We start from the raw sequence: 20,138 nt of genomic DNA, 5'->3' as shown, positions 1-20,138 counted from the left end.
ACCTCAGGCGTCCGACACCGAGTCGAAGGCCACCTGACCGCGCGCCACGCCCCGCGCGTCCGCGTCCACCGAGCGGCGCAGCGCCTCGTGCAGCTTCGCCGGGGTGAGCACCCCGAGGAAACGCGCCCCGTCCAGCACCGCGACCCACCCGGCGTCGTACTGGAGCATCACCCCGAACGCCTGCTTCAGCGGCGCCCCCACCGGCACCCAGGCGGTCATCCGATGGGCCAGCTCCCCGACCGTGCCACCCGCCGCCAGGTCGTCGGCGCCCACCCAGCCGTGCAGATCGCCGTGCGCGTCCAGGACGACCGCCCAGCGCGCGCCCTGCTCCCGCAGCCGCTCCCGCGCCGTCCCGGCGGGCTCGTCCGGCCGGGCCACGGGCGGCTGCCGGAGGTCGTCCGGCTCGATCGCGGTCACCGACAGCCGCTTCAGCCCCCGGTCCGCCCCCACGAACCCCGCGACATACGGTGTCGCGGGCGATCCCAGCACCGCCCGCGGCGTGTCGAACTGCTCGATCCGGCCCTGCCCGTACACGGCGATGCGGTCGCCGAGCCGGACGGCCTCCTCGATGTCGTGCGTGACCAGCAGCACCGTCTTGCGCACGGCCGCCTGCATCCGCAGGAACTCGTCCTGCAACTGCTCGCGCACCACCGGGTCGACCGCGCCGAACGGCTCGTCCATCAGCAGCACCGGCGGATCGGCCGCCAGCGCCCGCGCCACCCCTACCCGCTGCCGCTGCCCGCCGGACAGCTGCTCCGGATAGCGCGGCCCGTACGTCTTCGGGTCCAGGCCCACCAGATCCAGCAGCTCGGCGGCGCGGGCCCGGGCCTTCGCCCGCTTCCAGCCGAGCAGCACGGGCACGGTCGCGGTGTTGTCCAGGACGGTGCGGTGCGGGAACAGGCCCACCTGCTGGATGACGTACCCGATGCGGCGGCGCAGCCGCACCGGGTCGACCCCGGCGATGTCCTCGCCGCCGACCCGGATCCGCCCGGAGGTCGGCTCGATGAGCCGGTTCACCATCATCATGGTGGTGGTCTTGCCGCAGCCCGAGGGGCCGACCAGCGTCACCAGTTCGCCCTCGGCCACCTCGAAGGAGAGGTCGTCCACGGCCGTCGTACCGTCCGGATACCGCTTCGTCACGTGCTCGAACCGGATCATGTCCTCACGCTAACGGCGCCGCCCCCGCACCGCGCGACGACGACGCCCGCCGGCCGCCCTCGGGCCGGCACGTCACGGCAGGGAGCCGGACGGGGCCCGCTTCTCGCCGGCGTGCAGGGTGCCGAGGAGGGTCAGGGCCTGGGCGGAGGGGCTGCCCGGTTCGGCGTGGTAGATGACGAGTTGCTGGCCGGGCGCGTCGCGGACGTCGAAGGACTGGTAGGTGAGGGAGAGCGGGCCGACGTCCGGGTGGAGGAGTCGCTTGGCGTCCTGGGTTTTGCCGCGCACGGTGTGCCGCGCCCACAACCGCCGGAATTCCGCGCTGCGTTCGGTCAGGGTGTCCACGAGGCGTCGTAGACGCGGGTGGTCGGGGTCGAAGCCGCTCGCCTGGCGCAGGTTGGCGACGGCGGCTTGGGCGGCCCGGTCCCAGTCCTGGTAGAACTGCCGTCCGGCCGGGTCGAGGAAGGTCATGCGGGCCAGGTTGTCGGCGAGGGTGAAGGGTGCGTAGAGGGCGTCGGCCAGGGCGTTCGCGGCCAGGAGGTCGAGGGTGCGGTTCATGACGAACGCCGGGGTGTGCGGGTAGCCGTCCATCAGCTGGCGCAGCGCGGGACTGACGTGCTCGGTGGCGTGCAGGGAGCCCTGGCCCTCCGGTGACACTCCGGCCAGGCGGTGCAGGTGGTCGCGGGCGTCCGTGTCGAGCAGGAGCGCGCGGCTGAGCGCGTCCAGCACCTGGGGCGAGGGGTGGCGCTCGCGTCCCTGCTCCAGCCGGGTGTAGTAGTCGGCGTTGACGCCGGCCAGCACGGCGACCTCCTCGCGGCGCAGTCCGGCGACTCTGCGCACACCGTGACTCGCCATGTTGACGTCCTGCGGCCGCAGCCGGTCGCGGCGCGCGCGCAGGAACTCCCCGAGGTGGTTGTCGTCCATGGCCTCCAGGCTAGGCGGTGGCTGCCCGCGCATCCTGGGTGTGCCGCACCCAGGCGGAGAGCACCCTGGCGCACCCTCGCTGACCTGCGCAGACTCGGTCGGGCATGACATCTGTGGCCCACCGAGGAAGGAAATTTCCGATGACAGGCGATGCGCGGAGCGACCGCGATGCGGAGAACGCCGACGTGGTCGGCATGTGGGTGACCGCAGACGGTCACATCCGTCAGGAGCTGCTGCCGGACGGGCGCTACGACGAGGCCCGAGGAGACCGGCGCAGCGCGTACACGGGCCGGTACACGGTGACCGGCAACCACCTCGACTACGTCGACGACACCGGATTCACCGCCACGGGGGACATCCGGGACGGCGTGCTCCACCACGAACACCTCGTGCTCCATCGCGAGGACCGGGCGGAGAAGCCCTCGTGAGGGAGCGCGGCAGCGTCGAAGAAGGCGGAGCAATGAAACAGACCGGCGAAAGCACCACCGGCGCGCGCCGCGCCGGGCCCCTCGCGGATGTGTCCCCGCCACCCGGCACTCCGGCCCTGCTGGTCCTGTGCGCGGCTCATTTCATGGACGCCATCGACCTGTCCGACGTCGGCGTGGCCCTGCCGTCCATCCAGCGTGACCTTGGCATGTCCTCGGGTTCTCTGCAGTGGGTCGTGTCCGCCTATGCCCTCGGCTACGGCGGGTTTCTTCTCCTGGGCGGCCGGGTCGCCGACCTGTTCGGCCGACGACGCGCCTTCCTGGCCGCCGTCGCCGTCTTCGGCGTGGTGAGCGTGCTGGGAGCGCTCGCTCCGACCGGTGGCCTGCTGATCGCGGCACGGCTGGCGAAGGGCATCGCTGCGGGCTTCCTCGCCCCGGCGGCCCTCTCCCTGATCACCACCGACTGGCCGGAAGGCACGCGGCGCGGACGCGCTCTCGGCTGGTACGCGACCGCAGGCGCCTGCGGCTTCATCGGAGGACTCGTTCTCGGCGGCCTGCTGACCGGACTGTCGTGGCGACTGGTCTTCGCGCTCCCGGTGCCCATCGCCGTGGCGGCACTGCTCGCAGGGCCGCGCCTGCTCCCGGCGGACCCCCGTGACAGCGCACGCGAGAGGATCGACGTCCCGGGTGCGCTGACGGCCACCGGAGCACTGGTGCTTCTGGTCTACGCCCTCACCCAGGCTCCCCCGCACGGCTGGCTGTCCGCCCGCACCCTCGTCCTCCTCGCCGCCGCGGCCGGCCTGCTCGGCCTGTTCCTGCGTGTCGAGTCCCGCGCGCCCAGGCCCTTGGTCCCGCTGTCCTTCCTCGCCGGGCGCGCTACCGCCGGCACCAACCTGACGATCTTCGCCATGTGGGGCGCCTACACGTCCTTCGCGTTCCTCGCCACGCTCTACCTGCAGAACGTGCTGGACTGGACGCCGCTGCGGACGGCCGGCGCCTTCGTCCCGCTCGGTCTCGCCAACGGCGCGCTGGCGCCGTTCGCGGGGCGGCTCGCGACCCGGTTCGGCGTGCACAGGACGATCGCCGCCGGGATGCTGGTCCTCGCGCTGTCCTACGCGTTGTTCTTCCGGATCGGGCCGGACAGTTCCTTCCTCACCGTGATCCTGCCCGTCATGGTCGTCAACGGAATCGGCACCGCGGCGACATTCCCCGCCCTGAACATGAGCGCGGTGGCCGGGGTGCCCGACCGGGACCAGGGACTGGCGGGCGCCTTGCTCAACACCTTCATGCAGATCGGCGGCGCCGTCGTTCTCGCCCTCGTCACGGCGGTCGACGAAGCCGGACAGCGGGCGAACCGGAGTGACCCGCTGGCGGGCTACGGCCCTGGCACCGCCGTCATCGTCGCCGTCGTGCTCGCCGGCCTGGGCGGCACCCTCCTCCTCCGGCACCGGACCGGCAGCCGGGACCACTGACGGCGTGGCCCCTCCCTTTCCCGCCAACCATCCGTCACCACGCACGGACACCCGACCACCACCCCACCGGGAGCACACCCGCATGACATCCACGACCGCGTCCACCGAAGCCGCCGAGTTCACCGGGAAGACGGCTGTCGTCACCGGCGCCGCGCGTGGCATCGGCAAGGAGACCGTGGCACTCCTCCACGCCCGCGGCGCACATGTCGTCGCCCTCGACATACGACCCGAACTGGACCGCCTGGCAACGGAGTTCCCCGGCGTCGTGACGGTGACCGGCGATGTCACCGCGGAAGAGTCCGCCGCCCGCGCGGTAGGGACCGCCGTCGACGCCTTCGGCGGGCTGGACATCCTGGTCAACAACGCCGGACGCACCCTGAACAAGCCCGTCACGCACACCACCGCACAGGACTGGGACAGCGTGATGGACGTCAACGCCCGCGGCGCTTTCTTCTTCGCCCGCGAAGCCTTCCGGGCCATGGCGGAGCGCGGTGGCGGCGCCATCGTCGGCACCGGATCCTACGCGTCCACCGTAGGACTGCCCGAAGGGGTCGCCTACAGCGCGTCGAAGGGCGCGCTGGCCCAGCTGACCAAGGTGCTGGCACTGGAAGGCGGACCCCTGGGCATCCGCGCGAACCTCGTCGCCGCGGGCGTCGTCGAAACCGATCTCCTCGACACCTTCCGCCCCGACAGCCGCGCCTATCTCGCGTCCTTCGCGGACGCCCAGCCCCTGGGCAGGGTGGCGCAGCCCCGTGAGATCGCGGAGGTCCTGTGCTTCCTGGCCTCACCGCGGTCCGCTTTCGTCACGGGCGCCGTACTCGCCGCGGACGGCGGCTTCACCGCGGCCTGATCGGCCGCCGCCCGCACGCCGGTTGCGCCGGCCTCGTCCGGAAGGAGGGATCAGCCCACCAGGATCACTTCCAGCGCGCGCGGTCCGTGCACGCCCTCCACCCGGTCCAGCTCGATGTCGCTGGTGGCCGACGGTCCGGAGATCCAGGTCAACGGGCGGGCGGGGTCGAGCCGTTCGAGGGCCTGGGGGACGGACCCCACGACCTGCTCCGGCACCCGCACCACGCAGATGTGGTGGTCGGGGATGAGCGAGATGCGGCGCCGGCCCTGGGCGGCGGAGCCGTCGAGGACGATGGTGCCGGTCTCGGCGACGGCCACGGCACAGGCCGTCACCACGCTGTCGACCCGGTCGAGGCGGTCCGGGGTGTCCGCCACGCGGTCCTCGACCCGCCGCGCGTCCGTCGCGGCCAGCCACTCCGGGGGCAGCCCGTCGGGCACCAGCACCTCGCGGGTGCCGTGCGCGTCCAGCAACCGCGCGATCAGGATCGGCAGTTCCTCGCCGCCGGTGCGGTGCACGACCGCCCGGTAGTCCGCCAGGTTCTCCGCCAGCAGCTCCACCGTCTCCTCGGTGGTCCGCTCCCCGTGCTCGCGCAGATAGTCCCGGGGCACTGCCCGATCGTACGGCGGGTCGTCCGCGGGCACGTCGGCGAGCGCGCGCCGCACCCGGCCCAGGATCCGTTCCCTGCTGTTCACTTGGCGTCCTCTCCGCCGCGCGTACGCTGCCACCAGTCCCGGAACGGCTCCGCCGGCACCGCCGGCAGATCCCGGCTGCCGGTCCACGCCCGGCCGGGGCCCGGCAGGGTACGGGGGTGCAGCCGGCGGCTGCGGGAGGCGAGCCGCTGCCCGGTGCGCAGCGCGCCGGGGTGCGTGAACGCCCAGCCCGCCGCCCGCATCGCCGCCCGCTCGGCCGCGTGCCCCTTCGCCGGGCGCAGCACCACCTTGTTGCCCCGCCGTACCGCCGGGCCGCCCTGCACGACCCGCTCCCGCAGGTGCACCAGCACCTCGGGGATGTCGATGGCGACCGGGCACACCTCGTAGCAGGCCCCGCACAGGCTGGACGCGTACGGCAGCGAGGCGTCGATCTCGCTCGCGGTGCCCCGGAGCTGGGGGGTGAGGATGGCGCCGATGGGGCCGGGGTAGACGGAGCCGTAGGCGTGTCCGCCGGCCCGCTCGTAGACGGGGCAGACGTTGAGGCAGGCCGAGCAGCGGATGCAGCGCAGGGCCTGGCGGCCCACCTGGTCCGCCAGCGTGTCCGTGCGGCCGTTGTCGAGCAGCACCAGGTGGAAGGTCCGCGGGCCGTCCTCGTCGGTGGTGCCGGTCCAGGTGCTGGTGTACGGGTTCATCCGCTCGGCGGTGGAGGAGCGGGGGAGGGTCTGGAGGAAGACCTCCAGGTCGCGCCAGGTGGGCACGATCTTCTCGATGCCCACCACGGAGATCAGCGTCTCCGGCAGCGTCAGGCACATCCGTCCGTTGCCCTCGGACTCCACCACGACCAGGGTGCCGGTCTCGGCGACCATGAAATTGGCACCGGAGATGCCGACCTTGGCCCGCAGGAACTTCTCCCGCAGGTGCACCCGGGCGGCCTCCGCGAGATCGGCGGGCCTGTCGGTCAGGCCCGCGGGAGCCGGGCGGCCCCAGGAGCCCATCTCGTGCGCGAAGATGTCACGGATCTCGCCGCGGTTGCGGTGGATGGCCGGGACGAGGATGTGCGAGGGGCGGTCGTGGCCCAACTGCACGATCAGCTCGGCGAGATCGGTCTCGTACGCGCGGATGCCCCCGGCCTCCAGCGCCTCGTTGAGCCCGATCTCCTGGGTGGCCATCGACTTGACCTTGACGACCTCCGACTCGCCGGTCTCCTTGACCAGCCGGGTCACGATCCGGTTGGCCTCCTCGGCGTCGGCGGCCCAGTGGACCGTGCCGCCCGCCGCGGTCACCGACGCCTCCAACTGCTCCAGGTACCGGTCGAGATGGCGCAGGGTGTGGTCCTTGATCCGGCGGCCCGCCTCGCGCAGCTGCGCCCAGTCGGCCAACTCGGCCACCGCACCCGCCCGTTTGGCGCGGATGGTGTGCGTCGCGTGGCGCAGATTGCCGCGCAGCGTACGGTCGTCGACGGCGTCGCGCGCCGCTTCGGGAAACGCCGGCATGCCGACGTAGGTGCCGCTCACCGTGCCGGGTCCTCCTCCGTGCTCGCCAGGATCTCCGCGATGTGGACGGGCCTCATGGCCGCCCCGAGACGGCTCAGGGTGCCGCCGATGTGCATCAGACAGGAGTTGTCGGCCGCGCACAGCACCTCGGCGCCGGTCGACTCGGCGTTGCGCACCTTGTCCGTGCCCATCGCCGCCGACACCGCGGCGTTCTTCACCGCGAACGTCCCGCCGAACCCGCAGCACTCCTCCGCGCCCGGCAACTCGACCAGCTCCAGCCCCCCGACGGCCTCCAGCAGCCGGCGCGGCCGGTCGCCCAGGCCCAGGGTGCGCAGCCCGTGGCAGGTCGGGTGGTAGGTGACCCGGTGCGGGTACCAGGCGCCCACATCGGTCACGCCCACCACGTCCACCAGGAACTCCGTCAGCTCGTACGTCTTCGGCACCACCGGCGCCAGGGTCCGCGCCAGCGAGTCCCCGCGCCCCTCCGCCCGCGCCCGCTCGCCCATCCGGGGATACAGCTCGCGCACCATCGCCCCGCAGGACCCGGAGGGCGTCACGACCGCGTCGTACCCCTCGAACACCTCGGCGAAGCGGCGCGCCAGCGGCTCCGCCTCGTGCCGGTACCCGGTGTTGTAGTGCGCCTGCCCGCAGCACGTCTGCCCCAGCGGGAACTCGACGTCGATCCCCAGCCTCCGCAACAGCCTCACCACGGCCCGTCCGGTGTCCGGATAGAGCGTGTCGTTGACACACGTCAGGAACAGGGCGACACGCATCGCGGCTCCTCCGAGTCGACCACGGGACGCATCGCAGCCTAATCGCCCCGTCACGGCCACCGGAGACCAGGAGGCGCGCGTGGCGCGGGCGGGAGTCCGCACCGGAGCTCCCGCGGCCGGGATGCCGACGACCGACGGCGTGACGGTACGCGGGTCCGGCGAGGCGCCGGTCGCCGATGGCGGCCGGCACCTGGCGGGCGGTGCGCGGAACCGGGGCCGGCGCCGCGTCAGCAGCAGCCGGAGGCGGGCGCCGGGGGACAGGGCCGGCAGCTGGGGGCGGGTTCGACGCAGACGGTGACGCTGTCGGTGTTGTTGCCGCGGTGGAGGTCGGTCTCGTCGGCGTGGGCGGTGGCGGTGTTGGTGACGGGGCCGGTGGCGGTGGCCTTGGCGTGGAGGGTGAGGGTGGCCGTCGCGCCCTTGGCCAGGGTCCCGACGGCCCACTGGCCGGTCGCGGGGTCGTAGCTGCCGGTGGACGGCGTGGCGGAGACGAAGGCGAGGTGGTCGGACAGGGCGTCCGCGACGGTGACGCCGGTGGCCGTGTTGGGCCCGGCGTTGCGGACGCTGACGCGGTAGGTGACGGTCTGGCCGACCGTGACGGTGGTGGCGTCGGCGGACTTGGTCACGCTCAGGTCCGCGGCCGGCAGCACCTGGGTGTCGGCCTCGTCGGACGTGGCGGTGAGGGGCTGCGGGGTGGGGCCGAGGCGGTTCTCGTAGGTCGCGGTGGCGGTGTTGGCGACGCGGCCGCCGGCACTGGCCTCGTCGATGGTGACGCGGTACTCGACCGTCGTCCCGTTCGGCAGGGCGTCGGTGTTGGGCAGGCTGCCGCCCTGACCGCTGGTGGCGCCGTTGCCCAGGTTGAACACCACGCGGTTGCCCGCCACGTCGAAATACGCCTGGTCGTCGCCAGGCCGGTCGGTCTTCGCCCCGGCGTTGGGGCCACTGACGATCCGCAGCGACCCGGGCACGTACGTCGTGCCGGCCGGGACGGTGTCGCTCAGGGTCAGCGCCTCGGCGTTGCCGCCGCCCTGGTTCCTGACGACGACGCGGTAGGTGATCACGTCACCCACCTGCAGCGGCCCGTCCGGAATGGCGTACTTGGCGAGGGCCACGGACGGGGCGGTGCCGAAGAAGATCCCGTCGAGGAAGTTGCCGACCGTCGGGTCGCCGCCGGCGGCGGAGACGGAGCGGAAGGCGAAGCGGGTGGTGGTCTGACCGGTGGGGACGGTGTAGGTGCCGGTGTAGAAGCCCCAGGCGTGGTTGCCGTCCGTGAACGTGCGCTGCTGGACGACCGCGCCGGGGGCGCCGATGTCCAGCGCCATGGTGTCCTGCCCGAGCCGCCCCCGGTGGTAGAGGCGCCAGTACAGCGTCGCGCCCGGGGTGGTGGGCAGGTCCTGGTAGAGGGTGGAGACCTGGTTGGCGTTCAGCTCGGCGAACTGCACGCCGTCTGCCGCCGGGACGCCGTTGAAGCCGTCGTGCCAGATCTCGATGAGGTGGTCGGTGGCGGTGGTCAGCCAGCCCGGAACGTGCTGTGGGTTCTGGGTCTGGGAAGCGTCGGGCAGAAAGCCCAAGCCGCTGACGGCGGGCTGCTCGAAGCTGCCGTTCGCCAGGGCGATCCGGGACGGGACGGGAGTGGTCACAGCCTTCCCCCTTTGCTGGGTGCTGCGTGGTGGAACAGCCGGCGGGGCCCGGTGGTCGCAGGGTCCGGGCGTCGGCTGGTTGCGCGAGCAGGACAGCGCATTCCGCCGCCACCGCAAAGCGGCGTGCCCGCGCTACCGGCCAAGCCCGCACGGGAGGTTTCCCGTGCAGATGCCCGTGAAGTACCGTCCTGTCGTTTTCGCGGGCAGGGGCGACGACGGAACAGGACGCCCACGTGCCTCACACTCACGGGGCATTGACTTGGTCAATGGCTGAAACAGCTGCCCGAAAGAATGCGAAGAGGTCACTCGGACAGATGAATCACCGGTGCGTCGAATTGACGCGGAGTGCCACGTCGGAGGGGGTCCCCGGGTTCCCGGCCGGAGGGTGCACGGCGTCGGGCGATGCCCGTGTCAGCGCCGGGTCAGCGGGTCCTGGCACCTTGGTCCTCGTGAACGGCGCGGGTCCGCGAAGGCCCGGCCGGGAGCGAGGAGAGGTGCCCGGAGCGGTTCAACGGGGACCGGCGAGCATGGCTCGGAGGTCGGGTCCGCAAGGACCTGCGCAGGTTCGAATCCTGCCCTCTCCGCAACCGTACGGGGTCCGGCAGCCGGGCCCCGGGGCCGCCCGCGCGTCGGCCCGCGGCGGCCGGTCCGCAGCCGCACCGGCGGCCACGAGCCGGCCGTGTGCGGCGGCCCCGGCCCGCGGCGGCGCCCGACCGCCGGCCGGTGGCGGCGAGCACCACCCTGGCGCCCTGCCGCCCCGACCCCGTGTGCTGAACTGGACTCCCTCCGTCCCACCCCTCCGGGAGACCCGTTGAGCACCAGCTACCGCCAGCCCGGCGTCGTACTGACCGATCGTCGGTTCACCGTGCCGCTTGATCACGCCGATCCGGGTGGCGAGAGCATCGAGTTGTACGCGCGGGAGGTGGTCGCCGGGGAGAAGGCGGGGGAGGAGCTGCCCTGGTTGCTGTACCTCCAGGGCGGCCCGGGATTCGGGGCGAATCGTTTCGTCGGACGGCAGGCCTGGCTCGACCGGGCGTTGCGGGAGTACCGGGTGCTGCTGCTCGACCAGCGCGGCACCGGCAGCTCCACGCCTGCGAACCGGCAGACGCTGCCGCTGCGCGGCGGCCCCGCCGAACAGGCCGACTACCTCGCCCGCTTCCGCGCGGATTCCATCGTCCGCGACTGCGAGCACATCCGTGCCGAGGTCACCGGCGGCGCCCCCTGGACCGTGCTCGGCCAGAGCTTCGGCGGTTTCTGCACGGTGTCGTACCTCTCCCTCGCCCCGGAGGGCCTCGCCACCGCCCTGATCACCGGAGGGCTGCCCTCCCTCGACGCGCACGCCGACGACGTCTACCGCGCCGCCTACCCGCGCATCGAGCGCAAGGTATCCGCGCACTACGCCCGCTACCCGCAGGACGTCGAGCGGGCCCGCCGGATCGCCGACCACCTGCTCACCCGTGACGTGGTCCTGCCGAACGGCTACCGCTTCACCGTCGAGGCCTTCCAGTCCCTCGGCCTGATGCTCGGCACCGGAGACGGCAGCCACCGGCTCCACCACCTCCTCGCCGACGCGTTCGTCCGCACCCCGGCCGGTCCCGAACTGTCGGACGCCTTCCAGGAGCAGGCGCAGGCCCTGCTGTCGTACGCCGCGCACCCGCTGTACGCCCTCGTCCACGAGTCGATCTACGGCCAGGACAGCCGACCCACCGCCTGGGCCGCCGAGCGCGTCCGCGCCGAGTTCCCCCAGTTCGACGCGGCGAAGGCGCTCGCGGGGGACGCCCCGGTGCTGTTCACCGGCGAGACCGTGCACCCCTGGATGTTCGAGAACGACCCGGCGCTGCGCCCGCTGCGCGAGACGGCCGAACTGCTCGCCGCCCGTACCGACTGGACCCCGCTGTACGACCGCGACCGCCTGGCCCGCAACGAGGTGCCGGTCGCCGCGGCCGTCTACCACGACGACATGTACGTCGACGCCGGCCACTCCCTGGAGACCGCGAGCGCCATCCGCGGCCTGCGGCCCTGGGTGACGAACGAGTACGAGCACGACGGGCTGCGCACGGGCGCGCCCCGGGTGCTGGACCGGCTGCTGGCGGTCGTCCGGGACGAGGTGTGACACACGGGGGTCCGGGCACCCGCGCCGGGCGCCCGGACCCCCGGGGCCTCATGCGGCGAGCGCGTGACCCGGGTGCAGGACGACCTTGGTGTAGCCCTCGATCCGCTTGTCGAACTTCTCGTACGCCTGCGGCGCGTCCTCCAGCGGCAGCTCATGGGAGACCACGAAGCTGGGCTTGGCCCGCCCGGCGATGATCAGATCGCGCAGCTGGCGGTTGTACCGCTTGACGTTGCACTGGCCCGTGCCCACCTTCTGGCCCTTCTCGAACATCTTGCCGATGGAGACCAGGAGTTGGCCGTGCTTCGCGTGCTCGTCGGGCCCGCCCGGGTCGGAGGGCACATACAGCCCCGGCACACCGAGCCTGCCGGTCGGCCGTACCGTCTCCACCAGCGAGTTCAGGACGACGGCCGGTTCCTCGTGGCTGGCGTCGTCGTGCGCCTGGGCCTGGTAGCCGACGGCGTCCACGCCCTTGTCCGTGCCCTCGCCGTTCGTCTGGGCGTGGATCTGCTCGGCCGGATCGCCCTTGGTGAAGTCGATGGGGACGGCTCCGATCTCCTCGGCCTTGGCCAGCCGCTCGGGCACCCGGTCCACCACGAACACCTTGGACGCGCCGCGCAGCAGCGCCGAGTAGGCGGCCATCAGGCCCACCGGACCGGCGCCGTAGACGGCCACACTCTCACCGGGGGACACCTGGGCCAGCTCACAGCCGTGGTAGCCGGTCGGGAAGATGTCGGCGAGCAGCACGAAGTCGGTCTCGAACTGTTCGCCCGGCGGCAGCTTCAGACAGTTGAAGTCGGCGAAGGGCACCCGCAGGTGCTCGGCCTGCCCGCCCTTGTACGGGCCCATGGCCACGTATCCGTAGGCACCGCCTGCGAAGCCGGGGTTCACCGTCAGGCAGAAACCGGTCTCGCCGGCCAGGCAGTTCTTGCAGAATCCGCAGGCCACGTTGAACGGCATCACGACACGGTCGCCCACCGAGAGGGAACTCACGCCGCTGCCGATCTCCTCGATCACACCGAGGTTCTCGTGTCCGAAGACGATGCCCGGTTCGGCCGCCGTGCGGCCCTCGTACATATGGAGGTCGGAGCCGCAGATCGCGGTCGACGTGACGCGCACGAGCACGTCGTTGGGGTGCTGGATCCGAGGGTCATCGACGTCCCTCACCGTCACGCTGAACGGCTTTTCGTAGACGACGGCTTTCACCTTGGTCACCTCCGCGTGGAGCGCTGGACGGCGGCGGCGAGCAGGAGCCGGGGCCGGGGGAGCACACGACGACCCGGGCCCTCGGTACGTGCCGGAGCCCCCGTGCGCGCGCTTCACCGCCGGTACTTCCAGGTAACTCCTCCGGCGCAGGGGCCGCAACCCCGGTGGTGGCGGGCATTCCGGCAGGTCGGCGCGAGTAGGCTGTGCTCATGTCAGATGAGACGGCCGGGCTCGCGGAGCTGCGCGGCGACTGCGGGAACTGCTTCGGGCTGTGCTGCGTCGCACTCCCCTTCGCCGCCTCCGCGGACTTCGCGCTCGACAAGCCCGCGGGGCGGCCCTGCCCCAACCTCGGCACCGACCACCGCTGCGGCATCCACGCCCGGCTGCGGGGCGAGGGATTCACCGGCTGCACCGTCTACGACTGCTTCGGCGCGGGGCAGAAGGTCTCGGGGCACACCTTCGGCGGGCAGGACTGGCGGGGCGCCCCCAAGGAGCGGGCCCGTCTGATGTTCGACGTGTTCCCCGTCGTACGACAGCTCCACGAACTGCTGTGGTACCTGACCGAGGCGCTGGGACTGGCCGCCGCCCGCCCCGTTCACCCCGAACTGCGGCGGCTCCTGCGGGAGACCGAGCGGCTCACCCGGCAGCCGGCCGAGGAACTGGCCGGGCTGGGCGTCGACGCGCACCGCGGGCGGGTCAATGTGCTGCTGCTGCGTACCAGCGAGCTGGTCCGTGCCGGGGACCGCAAGGGCCGCAAGGCCAAGGACCGGCGGGGCGCGGACCTGATCGGGGCCCGGCTGCGGGGCGCCGACCTGCGCGGGGCGAGCCTGCGCGGCGCGTACCTCATCGCGGCCGACCTCACCGGGGCCGATCTGCGCGACGCGGACATGATCGGCGCCGACCTCCGTGACGCCGACCTCGGCGGCGCGGACCTCACCGGTGCCTTCTTCCTCACCCAGCCCCAGGTCAACGCGGCCCGCGGCAACCGGGCCACGAAACTCCCCCGGTCGGTGCGGCGCCCGGCGCACTGGGAGACGGCGGACTGACCGCTCCCACCGGGCGGCGAGCCCCCGGGTCGCCCCGACCCGCCCGTGGCACCGCGTCGTTCGCGCGCTACGCCGGGGCGCCGGGGGCCGCCTTGCTGCCGGCCGTGTGCAGCGGACACCCCTCGGCGGGCGCCGTGTCCTCCTCCCGGGCCCACGGCGCCGCCTCCTGCGCGGCCGACGGCCCCGATCCCTCCGGTCGCCTGCGCTCCAGGTGCAGCCGGAACCCCTGGGGCATCAAGGTCAGCCGCTCCGTGATCGTCAGCCGGTAGCCGGGGTCCGCCCGCAGCTCGTAGCGGCGCAGCAGCAGGGCCAGGACCAGGGTGGCCTCGTGCAGGGCGAACTGGCGGCCGATGCAGGCCCGTACGCCCGTGCCGAAGGGCTTGAAGGTGTGCGGCGGGCGGGTGCGGACCGCCCGGGGCTCGAAGCGGTCCGGGTCGAAGCGTTCGGCGCCCTCGCCCCACACCCCCGGGTCGCGGTGCAGCAGGGGCGTGAGAACCAGCGCCCACGCCCCCCGGCGCATCGGATGGCCCCCGGCGAGCACCGTGTCCCGCAAGGCCTCGCGGGCGTAGCCGGGCGCGGTCGGCCACAGCCGCAGGGACTCGTCCAGCACCCGGCGCACATAGCGCAGCTTGGCCACCTGCTCGTAGCCGGGCCGCTCGGTGCCGCCCCAGACGCGGTCCACCTCGGCCCGCGCCTTCGCGGCGATCTCCGGGTGCCGGGCCAGGTAGTACAGGGCGAAGGAGAGCGCGCCGGACGTGGTCTCGTGGCCCGCCACCAGGAACGTGATCACCTGCCTGCGGACGTTCTGCGGGGAGAGCTTCTCGCCGGTCTCCGGGTGCGCGGTGGCCAGCATCCGGTCCAGCAGGTCCCCCTCCCCGCCGCCCGACCGGCGCCGCTGTGCGACCAGCGCGTCGACCGTGCGGTTCAGGAGGGCCATGTCGGCCGCGTTGCGCCTGGCGGCGCCGCGCAGCACCAGCGGGGCCAGCGGGGCGGGCACGCTGTTGAGCCGCTGCGCATAGGAGAGCGTGCCGACCATCGCCGTGACGAAGGGGTGCGGCCGCTCCCGTTCGAAGGAGCCGAAGTCGTGCCCGAACCCGGTCCGGGCGATCGTCTCCAGGGTCAGCTTGGTCATGTCCCCGGGCACGTCCACCGCGCGGCCGGCGGCCAGTTCCCGGTCCCAGTGGTCGGTCAGCCGCCCGGCGACCGTCAGCATCATCCCGTGGTAGCCCGCCATCGCCTCCCGGCTGAACCCGGGCACCAGCACATCGTGGGCCAGCTGCCAGTTGGGCTCGTGGTTGTACGCGGTGAACAGCCCGTCCCCGGCGACCGGCCGGAGGTTGGCCACGCCGAGGCCGACGTGCTTGGCGAACCGGGACTCGTCGGCGAGGTCGGCGGCCGGCTCCGCGCCCCACACCATGACGAACTCCTTGCCGAAGATCCGCCGCCGGAAGATCGGCCCCAGCTCGCGCCCGAGGCGCATCGAGTCCTGTACCGGCCGGGTCCGGTCGACGCCCAGCACATCACCGAGCAGCGGCAGCCGGTGGCGGGGGTGCGGGATGCGGTGCAGCTCGGGCCAGCCCAGCTCGGCGCTGCGGAAGCCCTTCGGCAGCGCGGGCTCGGCCGGACCCGCGCCCCGTGCGGCCCCGCTCGAACGTGGTCCCTCCGCCGTACCCGTCATGACGCCGAACTCCCTTGCCCGGGCGGACCGTCGAGCTTGATCCGCGCCTGTTATACGTGGATTCAATAAGGCTTCCAGTCTGGTCCGCTTGTTGAACCGACGTCAAGTAAAGTGACGGCATGCCCGCGAACCAGGGGGAACGCGCCCGGCGTCGACTCAGCACCGGGGAACGCCGTGAGCAGCTGCTGTCGGTCGGCGCGCGGCTGTTCTCGGAGAGTCCCTACGACGACGTGTGGATCGAGCGGGTCGCCGACCTCGCCGGGGTCTCCCGGGGGCTGCTGTACCACTACTTCCCGACCAAGCGGGACTTCTTCGCCGCGGTCGTGGAGCGCGAGAGCGAGCGGATGCTGCGCATGACGGCGGCCGAGCCCGGGGTGCCGGTGCGCGAGCAGCTGACCGCCGGACTCGACACCTACCTCGGCTACGTCGAGGCCCACGCCCACGGGTTCCGCGCCTTCCACCGCGCCGACGCCGCCGGCGACCAGGCCGTGCGCCGGGTCTACCGGCAGGCCCTGGCCGCCCAGGAGAAGCAGATCCTGGCCGCCCTCGCGGCCGACCCCGAGTTCGGACCCGTCTGCGAGCGCGGCCCGCAGCTGCGGCTGGCCGTGCGCGGCTGGCTCGCCTTCACCACCGCCGTCTGCCTGGAGTGGCTGCGCGACGGCGAGGCGAGCCGGGAACAGGTGCGCGATCTGTGCGCGCGGGCACTGCTGGGCGCCATCGCCTGAGGCGCCCGGTCGGGCCGCACCCTGGATGACACGCAGGAGTGGACGGCCGCCCCCGGCGCGGCGGAACGAGCCCGGTCGGTGCTCGCCGCCGCATGGTCGTGCGCGGTGACCGCGGGCGGCACGCGCGAGGAGTACGTCGGCGCGCACACCGTGGCCGACGACGGCGCGGTCCTGCTCGCGGTGCCCGAGGACAGCGACCTCCCCGCGGCGGCGCGGCAGGGCACCCGCGCGGTACTGGAGTTCCCCGACGTGGCGCCCGTACCCGTGCGCGACCGCATCCGCGCACGCCTCTGGCTGGCCGGCCGCCTTGCCCCGGCCCCCGACGGCGGCGCCCTGCGCTGCCACCCCGACCGCGTGGTGCTGCGGCGTGCCGACGGCGCCGTACTCCTCGAACCGGACGAGTTCACCGCCGCCCGCCCCGACCCGCTGGCCACCGCCGAGGCCCGGCTGCTCACCCATCTCGCCGACGCCCACCCGGACGCCGTGCGGCGGCTCACCCGGCTGGTACGGCCCGAGAGCCTGCACGCGGCGACCCGCGTACTGCCCCTCGCCGTCGACCGGCACGGGCTGACCCTGCGCATCGAACGCACCCGCGCCCACGGCGACGTACGCCTGCCCTTCCACCGCCCCGCCGACGACCTCGCCCAGCTCACCGAGCGGGTGCACGCCCTGCTGGCACAGGCGGGCACCGCAGGCTGCCCCCGGGCGCTACAGCGGCAGCGCGCAGACGGCGACGGGTGACGCGAACGGCTCACCGGCGAGCCGCAGTTCACCGCGATCGGTGTCGACGTGGAAGACGGTGACCGTGCCCGAGCGCTGGTTCGCCGCGAACAGCAGCCGGCCGTCCGGCGAGAACGCGATCTGCCGCGGGAAGTCCCCGCCGACCGGCACCGTGCCCAGCAGCCGCAGCCGGGACCCGCCGGCCTCCACCGCGTACCTCGCCAGGCTGTTGTGGCCGCGGTTGGCCAGGAAGGCGTACCGGCCGTCGCCCGTGACCAGGATCTGCGCCGGGTAGTTGGTGACGTCCCCCGAGGAGCCCGTCGGCTGCGGCGCGCCGATCGTCAGCCGGCCGGAGGGCGGGTCGTAGGCGCAGACGGCGATCGTGTCGTCGACCTCGTTGGCCAGATAGGCGTGCCGCCCGCCCGGATGGAAGGTCAGATGGCGGGGCCCCGCGCCCGGCCGGGTGTGCGCCTGACCGGTCTCGGTGAGGGTGCCCTTCGCCGTGTCCAGACGGTACGTGTAGACGGTGTCCGTGCCGAGGTCCACCGCGAGCAGGTGCCGGCCGTCCGGAGCGGTCGTGAACTGATGGGCGTGCGGCCCCTCCTGGCCCGGACCGGGCGCCGGGGAGGTGTGCGTGACCAGGTCGGTGCGCTCGCCCAGGGCGCCCGAGGCGGCGATCGGATGCACGGCGACACTGCCGGACCCGTAGTTCGCGCTGAGCAGCCAGCGCCCGCAGGGGTGCACCGACAGATGACAGGGCCCGGCGCCCCCGGTGCTCCGCGTGCCGAGGATCCGCCGGTCCGCCAGGCGTACGGCCGTCACCCCGCCGTCCTGCCGCTCGTCCACCGCGTACAGCGTGCGCCCGTCCGGGTGCACGGCGAGGTACGACGGGTCGGGGACCCCGGTGAGCGTTCCGGAGCCCGTGATCGCACCGGATTCCGGGTCGTAGGAGGCGAGCCGGATGCCGGTGCCGCCGCCCGGGGCGGAGGTGTAGGTGCCCACGTACAGCGGGCGCGGCCCCGCCGAGCGGTCACCGGGCGGCCGCCGCGGGTCCGCGGCCCGCGCGGCGCTAGGGGGCGGGGCGGCCGGCGACGGCACCGCGACCACGGCCGCCGCGCCCGCGCCCACCCCGATGAACCGGCGCCTGCTCCAGCCGCCGCTCGCCGCTGCCTCCGTGTCCATCCCACACCTCAGGTCGTCGGTCGCCCGGTCGTGAGGGCCACCTTGGCCCGAGCCGGGTGCGCGGGGCAAGGACGGCGACGCGGGACACGGCAGCCGGCCGGCCTCACGGAGTGCGGTCGCCGAACCCCGCCCGGTCGCTCCACAGCTTCTCCTGGATGCCGAGCCGCTCGCGCATCCGCGTCATCCGGGGCAGCTTGGCACGCTGTTCGGCGGAGACCCGGTCCAGCTCCTCCAGCAGGCGCCGGGTGCGGTGCTCGGTGTTCAGCTCGTCGATGATCCGGGTCGTCTCGGTCAGTACGGCGCCCAGCAGCTGCCAGTTCGCCCAGTCCCTGCGGACCTCCTCGCGCAGCAGCTCGGCCAGCCGGTCCCGGGTGCCGGCCGCGGTGTGCAGCTCGGCCGTCAGTCGTGCCTCCGCCGACTCGGCGTCCGCACTCAGATGGGCGGTGACCAGCACCGCGAAACTGACCACCGCGTCGCCGATCTCCGACAGCAGTTCCTCCACCACCGCCCCGACCCGGGGCGGGAACAGGTCCTCGGAGCCACGCGCCTTGGCCAGGTCGGTGAAGGAGCGGGCCAGCACCCGCAGCACCACCGTGCAGATCTCCAGCGTGTCCAGGCCGGTACGGAGCACCACCCGGTGCAGCAGACCCTCCTTGACCCGCGGATTGAGCCGCAGACTGTCCTCGGCCTGCCGCAGCGAGGCGTCCACCTCGGCGATGTACTGGTCCAGCCGGCGTGCCTCGTGCAGCCGCTCGGCCGCCCGCTGCCAGGGGATGTGGCCGGCGGCCTCCTCACCCATCCGCAGCATCAACTGCCGCACCCGGCGCGCCAGGTCCGCGATCGACCGGCCCGCCGCGTCCACCCACACCGGCGGCGGCAGCAGCAGATTGCAGGCGGTGCCCACGACCGCGCCGATCAGCGTCTCCACGATCCGCGCCCAGGCGGTGAAGCCGACCGTGGTCACTCCCAGCACCAGCATGGCGCTGATCGCCACCTCGGCCACGTACTCGTCCACCCGCACCAGATGGCCCACCGCCAGCGCGGCCACGATCAGCAGCGCCAGGCTCCACCAGGTCAGGCCCACCAGCACGCTGAAGGCGATGGCGACCAGCACACCGGCCACCACCGCGTTCACCCGCCGGATGCCGTTGGTCAGCGTGGCGTAGAAGGTCACCTGGACCACCAGCAGCGCGGTCAGGGGCGAGGTCAGCGGGGCGGGCTCGGGACTCAGCCGGAGCGCGATGACATAGGCGACCGTCGCCGCCGCGGCAGACCGCAGCGTCTGGACGACCACCGGCTCCCGGCGGCGCATCACCAGGCGCCGCAGTCCCTCGATCCCCTTGCGTACGTCGTACATTCCTTCGCCTGTTCCCGTTCCTCGGCCGCGTCGAACGTGGCCGTTCGAGGAGGGCGGGCGCGGGGCGAAGACGCTTGGGCCATCCGGCCGAGCGCCGGTGACCAGCGCTGCGACCGGAGGAGCCCACCGGCCCGCACGCTGTCCGGCAGGCCTTCGCGCCCTAGGCGTAGAGCTTGTCGACGAAGGCGGCCAGGTTGCCGGCCGTCCGCGCGATCTGCTCCTCCAGCGTCAGGCTCTCCTCGAACCGCGTACCGGACTCGGGCACCTTCTTGCCGCGGACGTACAGGGAACACGCCAGGTCCGTACACATGTACAGGCCCACCGAGTTGCCCTCGCGGCCCGCCGTGCCCGCCTTGCGCGCGGTCATCAGCGACACGCCGCCGCCGGGGTGCGTGGTCAGGCACACCGAGCACATGCTGCGGTGCAGGAAGCCGCGCTGGGACGCCGGGAAGCGCAGCGCGATGCCCACGAGCCGGTCCGCCCGCTCGGTCACCAGATAGCTGCGGTCGGGCGCGCCCGGGTCCCGCCAGCCGAGGAAGTCCAGATCGTCCCACGGCCGTTCGTCGAGGTCCCGGGGTATCGCCAGCCGCTTGGCCTCCCCCTTGGAGCAGTTCACGAAAGAGCCGCGGATGTCCTGCTCGGTGAGCGATCTCATGGGAAATTCCTTCGTCGTACGTGCACGGAACCCGCAAGATGGGTCCCTGAGCAGCGTAGATACCTCGGGGGAGGGGGAGC

Annotated in this window: 18 protein-coding genes and 1 pseudogene; 8 read left to right on the top strand and 11 right to left on the bottom strand. The window is 73.3% G+C overall.

The features are described from left to right. Window positions 1–3 precede the first annotated feature (3 nt). Both HZZ00_RS22040 and HZZ00_RS22035 read right to left on the bottom strand, forming a co-directional pair. Window positions 4–1,158: a betaine/proline/choline family ABC transporter ATP-binding protein gene (locus HZZ00_RS22040; RefSeq protein ID WP_180328055.1), complete on the bottom strand. Its 1,155-nt coding sequence runs from the start codon at window positions 1,156–1,158 to the stop codon at window positions 4–6. Between the two features lie 72 nt (window positions 1,159–1,230). After that, window positions 1,231–2,079, bottom strand: a complete 849-nt coding sequence (locus HZZ00_RS22035) for a helix-turn-helix transcriptional regulator (protein WP_180328054.1) — start codon at window positions 2,077–2,079, stop codon at window positions 1,231–1,233. Window positions 2,080–2,219: 140 nt separating this feature from the next. Between HZZ00_RS22035 and HZZ00_RS22030 the strand changes: the two genes are divergently transcribed. From HZZ00_RS22030 to HZZ00_RS22020, 3 genes are all read left to right on the top strand, one after another. Continuing rightward, window positions 2,220–2,507: an Atu4866 domain-containing protein gene (locus tag HZZ00_RS22030; RefSeq protein ID WP_180328053.1), complete on the top strand. Its 288-nt coding sequence runs from the start codon at window positions 2,220–2,222 to the stop codon at window positions 2,505–2,507. 32 nt (window positions 2,508–2,539) lie between these two features. Continuing rightward, on the top strand, window positions 2,540–3,976 hold the full coding sequence (locus tag HZZ00_RS22025) for an MFS transporter (protein ID WP_180328052.1): 1,437 nt from the start codon (window positions 2,540–2,542) through the stop codon (window positions 3,974–3,976). Window positions 3,977–4,058: 82 nt separating this feature from the next. Continuing rightward, window positions 4,059–4,826 (top strand): SDR family NAD(P)-dependent oxidoreductase, encoded by a 768-nt coding sequence (locus tag HZZ00_RS22020; protein ID WP_180328051.1) that lies wholly within the window; start codon window positions 4,059–4,061, stop codon window positions 4,824–4,826. Between the two features lie 50 nt (window positions 4,827–4,876). Here the strand turns inward: HZZ00_RS22020 and HZZ00_RS22015 are convergent, their stop codons facing one another. The 4 genes from HZZ00_RS22015 to HZZ00_RS22000 all read right to left on the bottom strand — a co-directional run bounded on the left by HZZ00_RS22015 (window position 4,877) and on the right by HZZ00_RS22000 (window position 9,379). Continuing rightward, on the bottom strand, window positions 4,877–5,518 hold the full coding sequence (locus tag HZZ00_RS22015) for an LUD domain-containing protein (RefSeq protein ID WP_180328050.1): 642 nt from the start codon (window positions 5,516–5,518) through the stop codon (window positions 4,877–4,879). Continuing rightward, window positions 5,515–6,990, bottom strand: coding sequence for a LutB/LldF family L-lactate oxidation iron-sulfur protein (locus HZZ00_RS22010; protein WP_180328049.1), 1,476 nt, complete (start codon window positions 6,988–6,990; stop codon window positions 5,515–5,517). The genes HZZ00_RS22015 and HZZ00_RS22010 overlap by 4 nt, the downstream gene beginning before the upstream one ends. Then, window positions 6,987–7,742, bottom strand: coding sequence for a (Fe-S)-binding protein (locus HZZ00_RS22005; RefSeq protein ID WP_180328048.1), 756 nt, complete (start codon window positions 7,740–7,742; stop codon window positions 6,987–6,989). Before HZZ00_RS22005 ends, HZZ00_RS22010 begins: the two co-directional genes overlap by 4 nt. 227 nt (window positions 7,743–7,969) lie before the next feature. Further along, window positions 7,970–9,379: a CARDB domain-containing protein gene (locus tag HZZ00_RS22000; protein ID WP_180328047.1), complete on the bottom strand. Its 1,410-nt coding sequence runs from the start codon at window positions 9,377–9,379 to the stop codon at window positions 7,970–7,972. Window positions 9,380–9,867: 488 nt separating this feature from the next. Here HZZ00_RS22000 and HZZ00_RS21995 point away from each other — a divergent pair. After that, a pseudogene (locus HZZ00_RS21995) lies at window positions 9,868–9,963 on the top strand. A 227-nt stretch (window positions 9,964–10,190) separates the two neighbouring features. Then, window positions 10,191–11,492 carry an alpha/beta fold hydrolase gene (locus HZZ00_RS21990; RefSeq protein ID WP_180328046.1) on the top strand — a complete coding sequence of 434 codons (1,302 nt, stop codon included), beginning with the start codon at window positions 10,191–10,193 and terminating at the stop codon, window positions 11,490–11,492. A gap of 48 nt (window positions 11,493–11,540) precedes the next feature. Here the strand turns inward: HZZ00_RS21990 and HZZ00_RS21985 are convergent, their stop codons facing one another. After that, a complete protein-coding gene (locus HZZ00_RS21985; protein WP_180333655.1) occupies window positions 11,541–12,695 on the bottom strand; it encodes a glutathione-independent formaldehyde dehydrogenase in 1,155 nt (384 codons plus the stop codon). 209 nt (window positions 12,696–12,904) lie between these two features. On the opposite strand from HZZ00_RS21985, the gene HZZ00_RS21980 reads away from it, so the two are divergent. Further along, on the top strand, window positions 12,905–13,741 hold the full coding sequence (locus HZZ00_RS21980; RefSeq protein WP_180328045.1) for a pentapeptide repeat-containing protein: 837 nt from the start codon (window positions 12,905–12,907) through the stop codon (window positions 13,739–13,741). 67 nt (window positions 13,742–13,808) lie between these two features. Here the strand turns inward: HZZ00_RS21980 and HZZ00_RS21975 are convergent, their stop codons facing one another. Further along, entirely contained in the window at window positions 13,809–15,419 is a 1,611-nt protein-coding gene (locus HZZ00_RS21975; protein WP_180328044.1) for a cytochrome P450, read from the bottom strand. Window positions 15,420–15,538: 119 nt separating this feature from the next. Here HZZ00_RS21975 and HZZ00_RS21970 point away from each other — a divergent pair, with 119 nt between their 5' ends. Together HZZ00_RS21970 and HZZ00_RS21965 are read left to right on the top strand one after the other, a co-directional pair. Beyond that, window positions 15,539–16,144, top strand: a complete 606-nt coding sequence (locus HZZ00_RS21970; RefSeq protein WP_180328043.1) for a TetR/AcrR family transcriptional regulator — start codon at window positions 15,539–15,541, stop codon at window positions 16,142–16,144. 21 nt (window positions 16,145–16,165) lie between these two features. Then, a complete protein-coding gene (locus HZZ00_RS21965; RefSeq protein WP_180333654.1) occupies window positions 16,166–16,885 on the top strand; it encodes a DUF2470 domain-containing protein in 720 nt (239 codons plus the stop codon). Here HZZ00_RS21965 and HZZ00_RS21960 read toward each other — a convergent pair. The 3 genes from HZZ00_RS21960 to HZZ00_RS21950 form a co-directional block, all read right to left on the bottom strand. Next, on the bottom strand, window positions 16,853–18,046 hold the full coding sequence (locus HZZ00_RS21960; protein ID WP_180328042.1) for a lactonase family protein: 1,194 nt from the start codon (window positions 18,044–18,046) through the stop codon (window positions 16,853–16,855). The genes HZZ00_RS21965 and HZZ00_RS21960 overlap by 33 nt on opposite strands. A gap of 103 nt (window positions 18,047–18,149) precedes the next feature. Then, window positions 18,150–19,403, bottom strand: coding sequence for an aromatic acid exporter family protein (locus HZZ00_RS21955; RefSeq protein ID WP_177329940.1), 1,254 nt, complete (start codon window positions 19,401–19,403; stop codon window positions 18,150–18,152). A 160-nt stretch (window positions 19,404–19,563) separates the two neighbouring features. Then, window positions 19,564–20,058: an FBP domain-containing protein gene (locus tag HZZ00_RS21950; RefSeq protein WP_070023257.1), complete on the bottom strand. Its 495-nt coding sequence runs from the start codon at window positions 20,056–20,058 to the stop codon at window positions 19,564–19,566. Between the last annotated feature and the right edge of the window lie 80 nt (window positions 20,059–20,138).

The organism is Streptomyces sp. NEAU-sy36 (assembly GCF_013423905.1).
Classification (GTDB): domain Bacteria; phylum Actinomycetota; class Actinomycetes; order Streptomycetales; family Streptomycetaceae; genus Streptomyces; species Streptomyces misionensis.
The sequence above is the reverse complement of the archived record's forward strand: the minus strand, read 5'-3'. Positions and strand labels throughout refer to the sequence as shown.

Coding starts and splice junctions, on each gene's coding strand:
- HZZ00_RS22040 (WP_180328055.1), bottom strand. CDS start 1,158: ATGATCCGGTTCGAGCACGTGACGAAGCGGTATCCGGACGGTACGACG.
- HZZ00_RS22035 (WP_180328054.1), bottom strand. CDS start 2,079: ATGGACGACAACCACCTCGGGGAGTTCCTGCGCGCGCGCCGCGACCGG.
- HZZ00_RS22030 (WP_180328053.1), top strand. CDS start 2,220: ATGACAGGCGATGCGCGGAGCGACCGCGATGCGGAGAACGCCGACGTG.
- HZZ00_RS22025 (WP_180328052.1), top strand. CDS start 2,540: ATGAAACAGACCGGCGAAAGCACCACCGGCGCGCGCCGCGCCGGGCCC.
- HZZ00_RS22020 (WP_180328051.1), top strand. CDS start 4,059: ATGACATCCACGACCGCGTCCACCGAAGCCGCCGAGTTCACCGGGAAG.
- HZZ00_RS22005 (WP_180328048.1), bottom strand. CDS start 7,742: ATGCGTGTCGCCCTGTTCCTGACGTGTGTCAACGACACGCTCTATCCG.
- HZZ00_RS21980 (WP_180328045.1), top strand. CDS start 12,905: ATGTCAGATGAGACGGCCGGGCTCGCGGAGCTGCGCGGCGACTGCGGG.
- HZZ00_RS21975 (WP_180328044.1), bottom strand. CDS start 15,419: ATGACGGGTACGGCGGAGGGACCACGTTCGAGCGGGGCCGCACGGGGC.
- HZZ00_RS21970 (WP_180328043.1), top strand. CDS start 15,539: ATGCCCGCGAACCAGGGGGAACGCGCCCGGCGTCGACTCAGCACCGGG.
- HZZ00_RS21960 (WP_180328042.1), bottom strand. CDS start 18,046: ATGGACACGGAGGCAGCGGCGAGCGGCGGCTGGAGCAGGCGCCGGTTC.
- HZZ00_RS21955 (WP_177329940.1), bottom strand. CDS start 19,403: ATGTACGACGTACGCAAGGGGATCGAGGGACTGCGGCGCCTGGTGATG.
- HZZ00_RS21950 (WP_070023257.1), bottom strand. CDS start 20,058: ATGAGATCGCTCACCGAGCAGGACATCCGCGGCTCTTTCGTGAACTGC.